Annotated in this window: 10 protein-coding genes and 5 pseudogenes; 6 read left to right on the top strand and 9 right to left on the bottom strand. The window is 60.2% G+C overall.

Annotation, left to right across the window (positions count from 1 at the left end; genetic code table 11):
* Positions 1 to 6: 6 nt before the first annotated feature.
* From OPU96_RS04300 to OPU96_RS04290, 3 genes and pseudogenes are all read left to right on the top strand, one after another.
* Positions 7 to 279, top strand: a pseudogene (locus tag OPU96_RS04300) (PAS domain-containing protein); the annotation flags it as partial.
* A 348-nt stretch (positions 280 to 627) separates the two neighbouring features.
* Positions 628 to 1,572, top strand: a pseudogene (locus tag OPU96_RS04295) (methyl-accepting chemotaxis protein); the annotation flags it as partial.
* A gap of 80 nt (positions 1,573 to 1,652) precedes the next feature.
* Positions 1,653 to 2,252, top strand: coding sequence for a DUF6630 family protein (locus OPU96_RS04290; RefSeq protein ID WP_498558697.1), 600 nt, complete (start codon positions 1,653 to 1,655; stop codon positions 2,250 to 2,252).
* Here the strand turns inward: OPU96_RS04290 and OPU96_RS04285 are convergent.
* The gene (locus tag OPU96_RS04285) at positions 2,215 to 3,630 is read right to left on the bottom strand and encodes an XAC2610-related protein (RefSeq protein ID WP_498558696.1); all 1,416 of its coding nucleotides are present in this window, start codon (positions 3,628 to 3,630) and stop codon (positions 2,215 to 2,217) included. The two genes, OPU96_RS04290 and OPU96_RS04285, sit on opposite strands and share 38 nt — an antisense overlap.
* A gap of 125 nt (positions 3,631 to 3,755) precedes the next feature.
* Here OPU96_RS04285 and OPU96_RS04280 point away from each other — a divergent pair, with 125 nt between their 5' ends.
* Positions 3,756 to 5,297, top strand: a complete 1,542-nt coding sequence (locus OPU96_RS04280) for a COG3904 family protein (RefSeq protein WP_498558695.1) — start codon at positions 3,756 to 3,758, stop codon at positions 5,295 to 5,297.
* A 6-nt stretch (positions 5,298 to 5,303) separates the two neighbouring features.
* On the opposite strand, the gene OPU96_RS04275 is transcribed toward OPU96_RS04280, so the two are convergent.
* The 3 genes and pseudogenes from OPU96_RS04275 to OPU96_RS04265 all read right to left on the bottom strand — a co-directional run bounded on the left by OPU96_RS04275 (position 5,304) and on the right by OPU96_RS04265 (position 6,010).
* Complete coding sequence (locus OPU96_RS04275) at positions 5,304 to 5,561, bottom strand: NUDIX hydrolase (protein WP_498558694.1); 258 nt, start codon at positions 5,559 to 5,561, stop codon at positions 5,304 to 5,306.
* Between the two features lie 32 nt (positions 5,562 to 5,593).
* Positions 5,594 to 5,752: pseudogene (locus tag OPU96_RS04270) on the bottom strand (HIT family protein); the annotation flags it as partial.
* Between the two features lie 72 nt (positions 5,753 to 5,824).
* The gene (locus OPU96_RS04265; protein ID WP_498558828.1) at positions 5,825 to 6,010 is read right to left on the bottom strand and encodes a hypothetical protein; all 186 of its coding nucleotides are present in this window, start codon (positions 6,008 to 6,010) and stop codon (positions 5,825 to 5,827) included.
* Here OPU96_RS04265 and OPU96_RS04260 point away from each other — a divergent pair.
* A pseudogene (locus tag OPU96_RS04260) lies at positions 5,928 to 6,965 on the top strand (cache domain-containing protein); the annotation flags it as partial. The gene OPU96_RS04265 and the pseudogene OPU96_RS04260 sit on opposite strands and share 83 nt — an antisense overlap.
* A gap of 135 nt (positions 6,966 to 7,100) precedes the next feature.
* On the top strand, positions 7,101 to 7,868 hold the full coding sequence (locus OPU96_RS04255; RefSeq protein WP_412547885.1) for a methyl-accepting chemotaxis protein: 768 nt from the start codon (positions 7,101 to 7,103) through the stop codon (positions 7,866 to 7,868).
* A gap of 34 nt (positions 7,869 to 7,902) precedes the next feature.
* Here the strand turns inward: OPU96_RS04255 and OPU96_RS04250 are convergent, their stop codons facing one another.
* The 5 genes and pseudogenes from OPU96_RS04250 to OPU96_RS04230 form a co-directional block, all read right to left on the bottom strand.
* Complete coding sequence (locus OPU96_RS04250) at positions 7,903 to 9,186, bottom strand: SEL1-like repeat protein (protein ID WP_498558693.1); 1,284 nt, start codon at positions 9,184 to 9,186, stop codon at positions 7,903 to 7,905.
* Entirely contained in the window at positions 9,186 to 9,776 is a 591-nt protein-coding gene (locus OPU96_RS04245; protein ID WP_498558692.1) for a phospholipase D-like domain-containing protein, read from the bottom strand. The genes OPU96_RS04250 and OPU96_RS04245 overlap by 1 nt, the downstream gene beginning before the upstream one ends.
* Positions 9,777 to 9,928: 152 nt before the next feature.
* Positions 9,929 to 10,969 carry an SEL1-like repeat protein gene (locus OPU96_RS04240; protein WP_498558691.1) on the bottom strand — a complete coding sequence of 347 codons (1,041 nt, stop codon included), beginning with the start codon at positions 10,967 to 10,969 and terminating at the stop codon, positions 9,929 to 9,931.
* 86 nt (positions 10,970 to 11,055) lie between these two features.
* Positions 11,056 to 12,966 (bottom strand): annotated as a pseudogene (locus OPU96_RS04235) (phospholipase D-like domain-containing protein).
* A partial coding sequence (locus OPU96_RS04230) for a DUF2345 domain-containing protein (RefSeq protein WP_498558690.1) occupies positions 12,963 to 14,034 on the bottom strand: 1,072 nt, incomplete at its 5' end. The gene OPU96_RS04230 and the pseudogene OPU96_RS04235, both read right to left, overlap by 4 nt.

Raw genomic sequence — 14,034 nt, 5'->3', positions numbered from 1 at the left:
GTCGGAATGCGCAATAACCAGCCTGTTACACAGCGTGAGATTTCACTCGCGCCGCAGCAAAAACTTATTTCCGCCACCGACGTTCAAGGTGTGATCACCTACTGCAACGACGCCTTTGTCGACATCAGCGGTTTCGAGCGGGCCGATCTGATCGGCGCACCGCAAAACATCGTGCGTCACCCCGATGTCCCACCTGCGGTCTTTGCCCATATGTGGAGCGCCCTCAAGCAGGGCCTGCCGTGGATGGGCATCGTCAAGAACCGCTCAAAGAACGGCGATCACTATTGGGTCAACGCTTACGTCACGCCGATCTTCGACGGCAGTACGGTGGTCGGCTTCGAGTCGGTACGGGTCAAGCCCAGTGCCGATGAAATCCGCCGCGCCCAGGCGCTGTACCGGCGCATCAGCGCAGGCAAGCCCGGCGTGCCGCGTCAGGATGCGTGGCTGCCGGCCGTAGTGAGCAGCGTGCCGTATATGGCCACCGCGATGATCGGCGGCGTGGCGGGGCTGTTCTTCAGTGCTCCGCTCGCCATCGCCGTGGCCGTCGCCGTTGCCTTGCCGGTGGGCGTGCTCTGCGCGCGCATGCGCCAGGGCAGCACGTTGGGTCTGTTGCAGGGGGTTGACCCGTCGACATCGGATGCCTTGATCGCGCAGATGTACAGCGACGCACGCGGCCCCCAAGGGCGCCTGGAAACGGCGTTCCTCAGCCAGGATGCGCGCCTCAAGACCTGCCTCACGCGCCTGCAGGACAGCGCCGAACAGCTCAGCGCCCTCGCCAGCCAATCCGACCAGTTGGCCAGCGCCAGCGCCCAGGGCCTGGACCGCCAGCGTGTGGAAACCGAACAAGTCTCCGCCGCCGTCAACCAGATGGCCGCCACCACTCAGGAAGTCGCCAGCCACGTACAGCGTACGGCCGATGCCACCCAGCAAGCCAATGCCCTTACCGGGCGCGGCCGTGAGGTGGCGCGCGATACCCGCGAAGCCATCGAGCGCCTGTCGGCGGTGGTCGGCGAAACCGGCGTGACCGTGGCGCAATTGGCCCGCGACAGCGACGAAATCGGCAGCGTGGTGGATGTGATCAAAGGCATCGCCGATCAAACCAACCTGCTGGCCCTCAACGCCGCCATCGAAGCCGCCCGCGCTGGCGAGCAAGGCCGAGGGTTCGCGGTGGTCGCCGACGAAGTGCGGCAACTGGCCCAGCGGACCTCGCAGTCGACCACCCAGATCCACGCGCTGATCACCCAGTTGCAAGCGTCGTCCAACAACGCCGTGCACAGCATGGAAAACGGCCAGCGCCAGGCCCAGGAAGGCGTGGCATGGGTACTGGAAGCCGACCAGGCCTTGGTCGGCATCAGCGAAGCGGTGTCCCATATCACCGAGATGACCACCCAGATCGCCGCCGCAACCGAGGAACAAAGCGCGGTCGCCGAAGAAATCAGCCGCAACATCACCACCATCGCCGGGCTGGCGGACCAAACCTCGATCCAGGCCCATCAGTCCACCGACCTGAGCAAAGAACTGACCAACACCGCCGCTACCCAATACGCGTTGGTTGAACGCTTCAACCGCTGACCCACCCTTCTCACGCGCCCTTTTACAGGGCGCCTCCGCTTGCGCTAACGTCCACCTTCGCATCAAGACGAGGGAATGTGATGGGATTTTTTGCTCGCTTGTTCGGGGGGCGCTTCACGATGCCACCGCCCGACGAAACCGACGCCAGCCATGCGGCGATCATGCGCGAGATGCGTTCGCCGCAATACGCCGCGCAGAAGCAGGCCCTCAAGCTGTTCACGCAAACCCTGCTGGCCCGTACGCCGGAAGAAGAAAGCGCGCGGCTCGTGCGCCGCGTCCTGCGTAAATATGCCGCCGACCAGGACCCCGCCAGCGCGTTGACCCATGGGCTACTGGACAGCTCAAGGGGCCAGAAGCTGGCTGACCTGGCGCTGCTCGGTGTCGATTGGCGCGGCTTCGACGTATTCGAATACCACGCGCCCTACCTGGTGGCCGCGAGCGGCGTGCAAGCGCCCTATACCTATGAGCACACGGGCACCCGGCCGATGCAGGAGGTGCTGGAGAACTTCGACCAATGGCTGGCCGGGTTCGGCAAGCGCTACCTGCATCTGGATTCTGGCGATGACGACTACGTGGGGTTTATCGTCGACGCGCACAGCGTCGAATCGACCCTGGAGCTTGCGCAACAGGCAGGCTTGCACGTCACTGTGCAGAGCGCTGCTTGCGATACATCCCCGTGAAGTACTCCATGTTGTCCGGCGCCGAGTTGTGGCTGATCACCGCAAAGTCCCTGACCAGTTGGATGTGATATGGCCCGTTGCCCTTGGGCGCCAGGGGTTCACGCACGATGATCAGGTTGTCGGTTTCCATCGGCACGCGGTGGTGTGCGCTGAGGATCTGCTTGCCGGTCTTGGCGTCTTTGAGTGTCACGGTGAATTCCGCGACCTCCCTGCCCTCGGCGTCACGTTCGGGTAGCACGTTCACGTCCAGGTCGCCATCGCGGCCGAGGAAGTCGTCTCGCATCTGGTAATGGCCGCTGCGCTGCTCGCGCGGGACGTCGCCGAGTTTGTCCAGGTCCGGCTCGCGGTCTGAGCGCCCCAGCTGAATCGCCAGTTCAGGGGTATTACCCTTGGCGCCGCTGACCCAGGTGCCGGAGAAGTTGTAGGGTTCGACACTTTCCCGGGTCATGCGCCAGATGCCGGTCTGGCGCCCATCGTCGGCATATTCATGCAGGTAAGTGAAGGGTTTGTCGTCGTAGTCGCTCTGGTCACCCACCAGCTTGATCGGCTTGCCGCTGCCACTTTTGCTGTAGCGCACTTCGCCGATCAACACCGCGCCCTGCTGCTGATACCAGATTTGCACCGGGATCTTGCCGTCGAGGGTGCCGTGGAGCATCTCCGGGTCTTCGGTAACCGGCCCTTCCAGACGTGGGGTTTCCTGCCATTGGCCGTCCTTCCATTCGCCGGTGGTGCGCAGCATATAGCCGCTGGGCATGCTGGAGTTTTCGCCGTCCTCGGTCGGTGGCACTTCTGCTTGGGTGTAGGAACCCAGCCGCACCAGCTCTGCGTCGCGCATTTGCCATTGCGACGAGCGCGTCCAGCAACAGCCACGATCGGTTTGCGAATGGATCACGCCGTCCCTGGGGTTGACCGAAAACATCCCGCCGCTGGATTCATTGGCCAGGTCGGTCAATGGGCGATTGAGCACCCACTGGGGCTTCTGCGGGTCTTGCAGGTAGACGTCATAGCTGGACTGGAAATTTGCATCGGCGCCATTGCCGTTGCGGATCGCCAGGTCGATACGGCCGTCGCGGTCGATATCGGCAAAGTACAACACGCCGTACTCGCCCACCAGGCGCCAATCGAGGGTTTTGCCGTCTGCGTTGAGCGGCACCTGCGCGGCGGGGGTTTGCAGTTGCTGGAGGATTTCCAGGGTGTGTTTGTCACGGATCGTGACCAGTGCCCGGGTCAATTCCTCAAGGTCTTGCGGCACCTGCGCAAACAAGACTTCGACCAGATAGTGACCACTGGGCTCATCGACCGAAAACGAGCGGGGTTCGGCCATGACCGGGGTGGCCAGGGCCAGAGAGATGAGCACACCGTTGAGGAGCGAACGCATCCAGCGCTTCCTTGCTGCAAATGGGGGCGCGCAGTGTATTCGAACAAATCGCTGTTTTGCCAACGGCAATGGCTGGTATGTTGCGCGGCTGCAACCGGCCACACCGCCAAGGACCATCACGCATCATGGAAGAAGCCGCCACACCGAAAGCCCGTCGCAACTATTTTATTCGCCACTGGCAAGGGGAGTTCCCGCTGGCGCACGCATTCTGGATCAATGAAGTATTGATCAGCCTGCTGTGCCTGCTCGCCACGACGCCGTTGTACGTGCTGTTGGTGCGTGACCCTCCAAGCCCCGCCACCCTGTTGCTGGCAGGCGTGCCGTTCATGCTTATCGCGCTCGCCATCACAGTTTGGCAAGGCGTTGGCGTTTGGCGCTCGGCCAGGCATCACCGCCAACGCGGTGGCAAACACCGCTGGGTCATGGTGGTTCGCGTGCTGGTGGTGGTCGGGGCGGTGCAGACCGTTTACTCGGTGCTCGACGTGGTGCCGGCGTTCAAGTCTGCGCTGCGCCTGGCCATGAACCCCAACGCGATGCCGCCCTACCGGATCACTGCGCTCAGCGATACTGAGCTCCAATTCAATGGTGGCATCGGCTCCGGCAGTTTCTCTGCCTTCGAGCAGGCATTGGCCGCTCACCCCGCTGTCACCACGCTCCAGCTGGACAGCCCGGGCGGCCTGTTCGGCGAAGCCCGGGCCATCGCGCGGCTGATCGAAGAAAAGGCGTTGACCACCTACACCAACAGCGCATGCATGAGTGCCTGCGCGCTGGTGTTCATGTCGGGCAAACAACGGTTGCTAGGCGTGGAAGGCAAGCTGGGGTTCCACGCCGCGACGTTGTTCGATTCGGACAATCAATCAACGCTAGTCGTCGCACAGTATCGCGAGGCACTGCTTAAGCACGGCGCGTCCAGACAATTCGTCGATAAAGTGCTGGCGACCGCACGCGAAGACATGTGGTTTCCGGACATCGATGAACTCAAGCGTGAGCACATCGTATCGGCCACCGTAGACGCCCGGGGCTTCACCGATGCACGCCTTGCGCGGCTACGGGAAGCGGGGCAACTGGATGTCTACTTGCGCACGTTTTTCCAGTTCAGAACGCTGGCCGAAGAGGTGCCTGCGCAGTACGAAGTGCACAAGGCCAAGGCACAAAAAGCCTTGGATGAGGCCACAGCCTACAGCGCGTTCGATAAGCTCACGCGCGAGCACGACACTTGGCTGATCCAGGACGCTCTGCGCAAGGCCCCGGCCCCGCAACTGTTGCGGTTCTGGCAAGCCCAGGCGTCGCTCGTGGACGCCGCGGTGCAAGGCGGTGAACAGGCCTGCGCGTTCTACCTTACAGGCGTTTACCCCGGGGGTTACGGCGCTATGCCAGACGTCTTGCAGGCGCTGTTCACAAACGCACGCGACAGCCGGCGCGAACTGGTCAAAGCAGCCGCCGAGGTCAACCAGAACATTGCTCCGACCGCCCAGGCCCGGGCCGACTTGAACCGTGTGTTCACGCACGTCCAGCCCGGCACCTACGAGCGCTATCGGTCCCCGAGCAAACACGCACCCGCACAGGTGTGCACTGCCCACCAGGAGTTGTACCGACGTGTGCTCGCACTGCCCAACCCAACGCGCGTCGCCGAGGCGTTTCGGTTGTTGCCGGGCTACACGCGCTGAGGGGCGTCAAACACCGGCGTCTAGCAGCATCTGGATCAGCGCTTCAGGCCAAACCGTATCGGCAGTGGTTTTCAGCTCGTTGACAGTCCACCAATGGTGGTCGGCCATGACCTGGGTTTCTGCCAGGGTCCACTCGGCTTTGGAAAGCGTCTTGCTGTGCGCGTGAACGACAAAATACTGTTCGATGGCCATCACTGTTTCGCCGCTGGGCAGCATCAAGGCAAAGCGCCGATCCGCCACGCAGGCGCCAACGCTATCGCGCACAACGCCGGTCTCCTCGCGCAGTTCGCGTATCACCAGGCAGGCATCCGCAGCTTGTCATCCGGTTCCGAGGCATAGCGCGGAAAGATATGGCAATGCAGTTCCGGCTCAGAGTTGCCGAGGCGGGTCATGTCCAGCAGATAGGTGGCGCGGGCTTCAGCATCCAGGTCGTTAAGGCTGGCAACCACTGGATCGGCCCACACCTACACCGCGAACCAAGAGCAGATACCAGACAATCCATCTTTTCTGTTGTACACAAAAAAGCCTTAAAGATTCTCGACACCCCCGCCGACATAGCGGTGATAGCAAATCGCCGCGTCACACACAGCAGCGACGATTTGGCCGCCCTCCACGCTGATGGTTGTCTCGATGAAAATAAAAAATAAGCTGGTCCTTGCTTTCGTTTCCGTCGCTTTTATCCCGGTCAGCCTGGTCGCGGTGATCTCCGTCATGAACACGCGGACCCAGGCAGTCGAACAGTTTATCGACGGCAGCACCCGTGAAATCCGCCAGATCGATGGCAACATCCGCCAGTTTTTCGATGGCACGACGCAGAACGTCGATCAAATGTCCGCCGATCCTGTATACACTTCCGTGAACACGCTCAAGGACTACCAGCCCGCCAATGCCGCCAGCCAGCCGATGCCGGCGCCGGCACAAGAGGTCATTGAGCACTTTGCGCGTTATGGTGCAACCCACCCCGCCGCTGCGATTCTGTCCATCGGCCTCGAAGATGGCACCTACGCCAAATGGCCGGATGACCCGCAACTGGCCAAATACGACCCGCGCGCGCGCCCATGGTACAAGGCCGCGATGGCGAGCCCCGGCAAGACCGTGCGCACCCCCGCGTATTACTACGACAAGGACGACGTGGCCCTGGTGGGCACTGCGCGCGCCTTGCTGGACAACGCCGGCAAACCCAAAGGCGTGTTCGTGGTCAGCGTCTCGCTGAAGAACCTCACCGAGCTGGTCAAGAGCATCAAACTGGGCGCCAGTGGCTATGTGATGTTGATCGAAGATGGCGTGGTGCTGGTTGACCCGCGTGACAATACGCACAACTTCAAGCCGCTCAAAGACCTCGGCGACCCCTACGCACAGCTGGCGAACACCGCCCAGGGCTCGACCGATGTGGTAATCAATGGCGTGCGCTACATGGCCAATATCTGGACCTCCCCCGGCCTCGGCTGGCGTTATGTCGGCCTGATCGAATACAACGAAGTGATGGCCGAAGCCACGCGCATGACCTATCTCACCAGTGCGATCGTCGCGGTGCTGGTGCTGATCTTCGGGTTGGTCGCGGCGGCGTTCTCCAAGGTCATCGTCAAACCCATCGGCCAGGTTAGTACCGGCTTGCAATCCATCGCCCAGGGCGAAGGCGACTTGCGCCACGAACTGCACGTGCAGGGCAAGGACGAAACCGCCGAACTGGCCGGCTGGTTCAACAAGTTTCTCGCGGCGATCCGCCAGTTGATCCAACACATCGGCGCGGCCTCGGCCAATTTGCAGAACGCCTCGCGGGTCAACAGTGAAGTGGCCAACAACATGAACGAAGCCGCCGGGCGCCAGCGTGAGGCGGTGGAGTTGGTCTCCACCGCCTTCAACGAGATGGTCGCCACCGCCAACGAAGTCGCGCGCTCGTGCAGCGGTGCGGCAGAGTCGGCAGAGAACGGCCACCGCCGGGTCGCCGAGGGCAAGCAGCAAATCGAAGTGACCACCGACAATGTCAACCGCCTCGGCCGCCGCCTCACGGAATCGTCACAAGCCATGGTCGAACTGGAAGCCGGTAGCCGCAGCATCAACCAGATCCTCGGCACCATCCGCGCGATTGCCGAGCAGACCAACCTGCTGGCGCTCAACGCCGCCATCGAAGCCGCCCGCGCCGGCGATCAAGGCCGTGGTTTTGCCGTAGTGGCCGACGAAGTCCGGGCCTTGGCCAAACGCACCTCGGACTCCACCGGCGAGATCGAACACCTGCTCGGCACCCTGGAAAACAAGACCCAGGAAGTCACCCAGAAAATGGGCAGTTGCCTCGACCTGTCACGGGCCAGCGTGTCGTCCATTGAAAGCGCGCGGGACAGCTTTGAAGGCATCCAGTTGTCGGTGAACGAGATCCGCGACCAGAACCTGCAGATCTCCGCCGCAGCCGAGGAACAGCACAGCGTGGCGGAAGAGATCAACCGGCATATCCAGCAGATCTACGACGAGGCACGGTTGGTGGAAAGCCTGGCGAACTCCGCGCAGGATGACTCGGGACGGTTGTCGAACCTGTCGGATGAGTTGAATGGGTTGGTGGGACGGTTCAAGTCATAGGGTCACAAATGGGAGAGCGGTACCTGCTTTCGTTTCATGAAAGCAGGCACCACTCAACCGCTTGTTCACGCTGCGTGACGTTGTCGGAGAACGGCCACAGGCGGGACTGATAGCGTTCGACCCATACCGTCGGAAATACATCGCCTTGCTTGAAATACCGTGCGCCGTTTCCGTCTCTCAGCGAATCGCCCCAGGAGAGCAAACCGACCTCCCAATAGCCGCTCAATGGGCAAATTTGACCGCTGTAGCCGTTGGGCGCGGACAGATGGGATTGGCTGAATGCCGGCGAACCCGGAAGGCCCTGGCCGGTGGCGGGATCGAGGAGTTTGGCGTTGGCCAGTTGGGTGATCAGTGCTTCGCTGGGCTTGGGGGGTGGAACGTTGGCCAGGTGAGCTTCCAACCAGTGAAGTTTGCCGTCCCAGGCGGGCAGTTTGGCTGGGGGCAAGGGGAGGATTTCGTTGATTTCGGGGACTTTTGGGTTGGCGTAGGAGTAGTTGGCGAGAGTCCGCCAGATCTTTTCGTAGCGCTCGGCGCGTTCGAGGTCTTTCTCCTGATTGAGGTAATACAATGTATCGGTGAGTGGAGGACCGCGAAAAGTCCGTCTCAACCAGCCGGCAGAGGTTTCATCACCAGCAGCCACCCCTAGTTGGAAAACCTCAAGTGCCTCTTGAAACAGTCCCTTCCCTTTAAGGTTGACACCTAGGTCAGAGGCCGCTTCGCGATGCCCCTGTTCGGCCGCGCATCGGCGCATTTGTCGGGCTATATCCGGTGCAACGTCGCTCGGTGCCAGTCTTTGTGCAACAGAGTACTGAGCTTCAGCACTACCTTGATCAGCCGCTTTGCGGAAATAACGCAACGCCATTTCCGAATCCTGCTTCAGCCCGGTTGAACCGTTTTTCAGAAAAATGCCAATAAAGTAGTAGCCCGTCGCCACGCCTCCATCGATCAATGTCTGGCTCAGCCGCAAATGCTCATCACTCCGGAGCTTGAAATGACCGCGCATGCTGCCGTTTTGCAGGTTGATATTGGCCTTGTAATGACCATTCTCGGCGGCAATCCGGTACAGCCGTTCAATCTCCGCATCTACGGCCTCATCTTGTTTGAGTAAATTGTTTTTCTGCAACCAACGAGCGTATTGAAACAGTTCATCGACCTGGGCAGTTGGCGCAGAAATTTGCTCATGCACGCAAGTAAAGGCCAGCTTGGCTTTAATTTCGGTCAGTGGATTCATAGAAACACTCTGAGCAGGGCGAGTAGGAGCTAAGCCGCTATCACAGGCAACCAGCAGGAGGGATGTCAGCCATATGAGAATTCGCATTAGTCGAGGTCCTTAGGCGTTCTTTCTTCGTAATAAAACCCGATGAGCGGCGTAGCGGGTATACCGTTGTACTTATTATCCTGGCGGTCTTTGTTTTCTTTGATGAGCCCTGTCCATACATCAAACGCCTGCGCCGCATCATCCTGATCCCCCCGCCCATCCGTATGCAGCCCCCACAACCGCCGCCTCAACCCCTGCGTCACACTCCCCCACTCATGCGCAATATTCAGTTCACTATCCACCTGCATACTCCGTGTATTGATATTCGCCGAGCCGTGGGTGGTGAACACGTCGTCAACGATCATCAGCTTCGAATGGATATACACCGGCATCCACGGCTTGCCCGCCGGCGAGTCCTTGGCCACCAGCGAACACACATGCACCTTCAGCCCCGGCCGTGGTTCCGGGGCCAGTGTGCTGTTCTCGATGGCCTGGATCTGTTGTTCGAGCGCGGCTTCGCGTAGCTCATTGCGCAGTTTGGCGTCGCGCTGCGCGTCCTCGGCTTTTTCGCTGATTGCGCCGCCGCTCAGCGCATCGGTCAGGCGCGTCAAGGCGATCAATGCTCGGCGTTCGAGCAGTTCACTCTTCACGAAAGCAGGCACCACTCAACCGCTTGTTCACGCTGCGTGACTTTGTCGGAGAACGGCCACAGGCGGGACTGATAGCGTTCGACCCATACCGTCGGAAATACATCGCCTTGCTTGAAATACCGTGCGCCGTTTCCGTCTCTCAGCGAATCACCCTAGGAGAGCAAACCGACCTCCCAATAGCCGCTCAATGGGCAAATTTGACCGCTGTAGCCGTTGGGCGCGGACAGATGGGATTGGCTGAGTGCCGGTGAACCCGGAAGGCCCTGGCCGGTGGCGGGATCGAGGAGTTTGGCGTTGGCCAGTTGGGTGATCAGTGCTTCGCTGGGCTTGGGGGGTGGAATGTTGGCCAGGTGAGCTTCCAACCATTGAAGTTTGCCGTCCCAGCCGGGCAGTTTGGCTGGGGGCAAGGGGAGGATTTCGTTGATTTCGGGGACTTTGGGGTTGGCATAGGAGTAGTTGGCGAGAGTCCGCCAGATCTTTTCGTAGCGCTCGGCGCGCGCTAAATCTTCTTGTTGAGCAAGGTAGTAAAGTTCGTCGCTGGGAGGAGGAGCACGGAACGCTCTCTCAAGTCGACCAGCAGCATTTTCATCGCCAGCCATAACGCCCATTTGCAAAATCCCCATTGCTTCGTCGTACTTCTCTTCATCCTGGAGATAGATAGACAACATAACGGCAGCTCTACCATGTCCCTGTTCCGCGGCGCATCTACGCATCTGCTTTGCAACACTCGGGGCAATGTTACGAGGCGCTAACTTATCCGCTACATAAGCCTGGGCCTCGGAGCTGCCCTGATCAGCAGCCTTGCGGAAGTAACGCAAAGCCATCTCCGGATCCTGTTTCAACCCAGCCGTTCCACTCTTCAGGAAGATGCCGATAAAGTAATAGCCGCTTGCTACACCTGAATCAATCAGGTCTTGGCTCAACCTTAGATGTTCACGCCCTCGGAGGTTGAACTTTCCACGCAAGGCGCCATTCTGCAAGTTTATATTGGCCTTGTAATGACCGTTTTCGGCAGCAATTCGGTACAACCGCTCGGTCTCGACATCTACAGCGCCGTCTTGCTTTAGAAGATTGTTCTTTTGCAACCAGCGAGCGTACTGAAACAACTGGTCTGCTTCTGCGGAAGGCGTTGAAATCTGCTCGTGCGCACAAGTGAAGGCCAGCTTGGCCTTGATTTCAGTAAGTGAGTTCAAGGAGGTCTCCTTCGTCGGAAAAGCATGAGCACTGCTAGTGCAGTAAACGTTTAACAGCAGGCTTGCTAGCATGAGGTTCAAGCGCATTAATCAAGGTCCTTCAAGATAGCTTCTCCGTAATAAAACCCGACGAGGGAGGCCCAAGGAGCCTCATTGTTTTCTTGACGCTTCATGTTTTTATCAATGATGTCTTGCCAAGCCTTAAACGCCTGCGCCGCATCATCCTGATCCCCCCTCCCATCCGTATGCAGCCCCCACAACCGCCGCCTCAACCCCTGCGTCACACTCCCCCACTCATGCGCAATATTCAGTTCACTATCCACCTGCATACTCCGTGTATTGATATTCGCCGAGCCGTGGGTGGTGAACACGTCGTCAACGATCATCAGCTTCGAATGGATATACACCGGCATCCACGGCTTACCCGCTGGCGAGTCCTTGGCCACCAGCGAACACACATGCACCTTCAGCCCCGGCCGTGGTTCCGGGGCCAGTGTGCTGTTCTCGATGGCCTGGATCTGTTGTTCGAGCGCGGCTTCGCGTAGCTCATTGCGCAGTTTGGCGTCGCGCTGCGCGCCCTCGGCTTTTTCGCTGATTGCGCCACCGCTCAGCGCATCGGTCAGGCGCGTCAAGGCGATCAATGCTCGGCGTTCGAGCAGTTCACTCAAGGTCGGTGCCTGTGCACTCGTGTGGGCCTTGGCCTGTTCGATGCGCTGCAGCTTGGTGATCTGCGGGATGGCATCACCGCGCCCAAGGCTTTCGAGCATGCGGTAGGTGTTCAGCGCACCTGGGCCAACGCCATCTTCGCTGGCGTTGGTGATCACGAACAGGTGCAGGCTGCCATGCAACCCCGGATCGCGTCCGGCGCGGGTCTGGACGGCGGCGGCCTTGTTGATCGCTTCGGCGAGGGGCGGCCAGCGGAAATACTGGTTCTACTGGTTCTCGATGTAGATGAACTGGGTCGCGTTGTTGACCGCTTTCAGGTAAAGCTTTTCGATGTCGCGCTTGCCGTCTTGCGCCTGGGTGCGCACCAGCTGGGCCAGTTGGCGCGTCGCGCCGGGGGTGCATTGCAGTGTGGGGCCGATCTGCTTGGCCTGGCGCAAGGCAAACAGGTCTTCAGCGGTCTCCCTGCGCCAGGCGGTCGCGAAGTTGTGGTGCAAGTGCTCAAGGATCGGCCCGCTGACCTGGCTGGAAATATCCTGACGCGGTGTATCACCACGCGGCCCGCGATTGGGTGCGGGTTTACTGCCTTCGGCGCGGTTCTGCGCCGTATGCTCGTCCGTGTCCCAGTACTCGTCGAGCATGTTGTGCCCCATCACAAAACCGACGGCATGCTCGGCCCGTTCATAGTCGACCAGTACGGTTTTTTGATGGTGGGTCACAGCCACTGCCAGCGCGCCCAGGGTGCCGACGCTGAGCTGTGGGTCGAGGCTTTTATATTTGGCTTGATGGGCGATTTCCGCGCGTTCAAACAGGCTGAAACCACGGCTGACAAACACCGGCACATTGCGCGCTACGCGCATGGCAGGCGCCAGATGATCGGCAAAGGCACAGCGGGAAAACCACTGCTGGTCGTAGGCATATTGATCATCCGTGGCCGGTTGCAGCGCCCGGTCCTGGATCCGGTACGGTCCTTTGCCAGGCAGATTGGCCTCGCCGGCTGCGCCAGCGCTATTAAACGGTGACTCCCAACCCAATATCCGGACCTCAACGCCTTCTCTTGCTTTTGCCATGAGCAGTTCGCCGATACTTGGGCTCTCGCCGTCGCGAATGAAATACATCGACGGCTGGAACCCCCAGCAAATGATATCGATGGTTCTCGTGGCGTTGGCGATTGCCAAATGCACGGCCTTGAACGCTTCTTCACCGTTGATCAGCGGCTGGTAGGTGGCCTCGACCGGGTGATACTCAGTGCACTGCAGGTACCAGGGCGCAGTGCAGGTTGCCTGTTGGGTGTGTTGCAGGGCCACGGGCACGACGGTGCAAAGGTCATTCATGGGGTTTTCCCTTCCTGGTCGTTGGACGTGCGGATCACCGCAGCGTATTTGGCGCGGTGCTCGGTATGCGAGGTGGGCTGGCTCAGCTCACTGCAAGGCAGCAGGTGATGGTTGTGCAAACCGCCATTGGCCAGCACCGCTTGCTCGGCGTTGCGATATTCACTGGGCACCGGTATCTCGTAGCTCACGCCATTGGCCATTTCGATTCGGTAGTGCTGGGTCACGACTTGATGATCGATGCGCACATGCCCGCTCTTGTCGAACACACCCTGCTCGATCGCAGCGTTGTCGGCGTAGAGGGTGTATGGCATGCCTGCCCAGCCCTTGCCGACGGTGTTGGGGGTTTGCGCTACCGTGAAGCGCAGCGGTTGCCTGTAGAGACTGCGCGGATACTCCGGGTGCGCGGCTTTCAGGCTGCCGGGGCCCAGGTAATCAAAGTTTGCCGATTTGATGTTGTGGTTACCTTGGGTGCCGGACTCTATGCAACTTGGATCAAGGGTGATGTAACTACCACCTGCATTCAGGCTGATTTTCTTTTTCGCGACGATGCGGATTTCATCTTCAGCACTGATGATTTCCAAGCCATTGCGCGCCATCAGTTCCAACGTGTCGTTCTGTGCCTGAATACGCACAGGGCCGGCGTTGGCGATCAACTTGATCCCCAACTTGCGCACAAACAGACTGACGCCCTGCCCCACACCGATAAACAAGCGCTTGACCACACTGACATCCGCCTCAGCCCCGGCGTTGATCATCACGTTGCCCTGCGCAGCCAGTTGCAGGTGCTCCCCGCTGCTCAGGGCAATGCCCTGGGGAGCGCTGAGTAGAAGCACGGACGACTTGAGTCGTTCCAGGTCTTGCTTGAGTAAAGTCAACTGCGCCTGCACGTCCGCCGGATCGGCATTCGCCGCCAGAGCGTCAGTGGAGAGCGCGTCCAACTGCTCATTCGCTTGCTCCAAGCGGGCCATCGCCGCGCCCATTTCAAGCTGCTGCCCCTGCGCCTTACCCTGCTCATCCGCACTGATAAACACCCCCTTCCCACCCCGGATCGCGCCCCACCCATCCGTG

It is taken from the genome of Pseudomonas sp. RP-B7, assembly GCF_059803535.1.
Note: the sequence above shows the minus strand (reverse complement) of the source record. Positions and strands in the feature narration are given on the sequence as shown.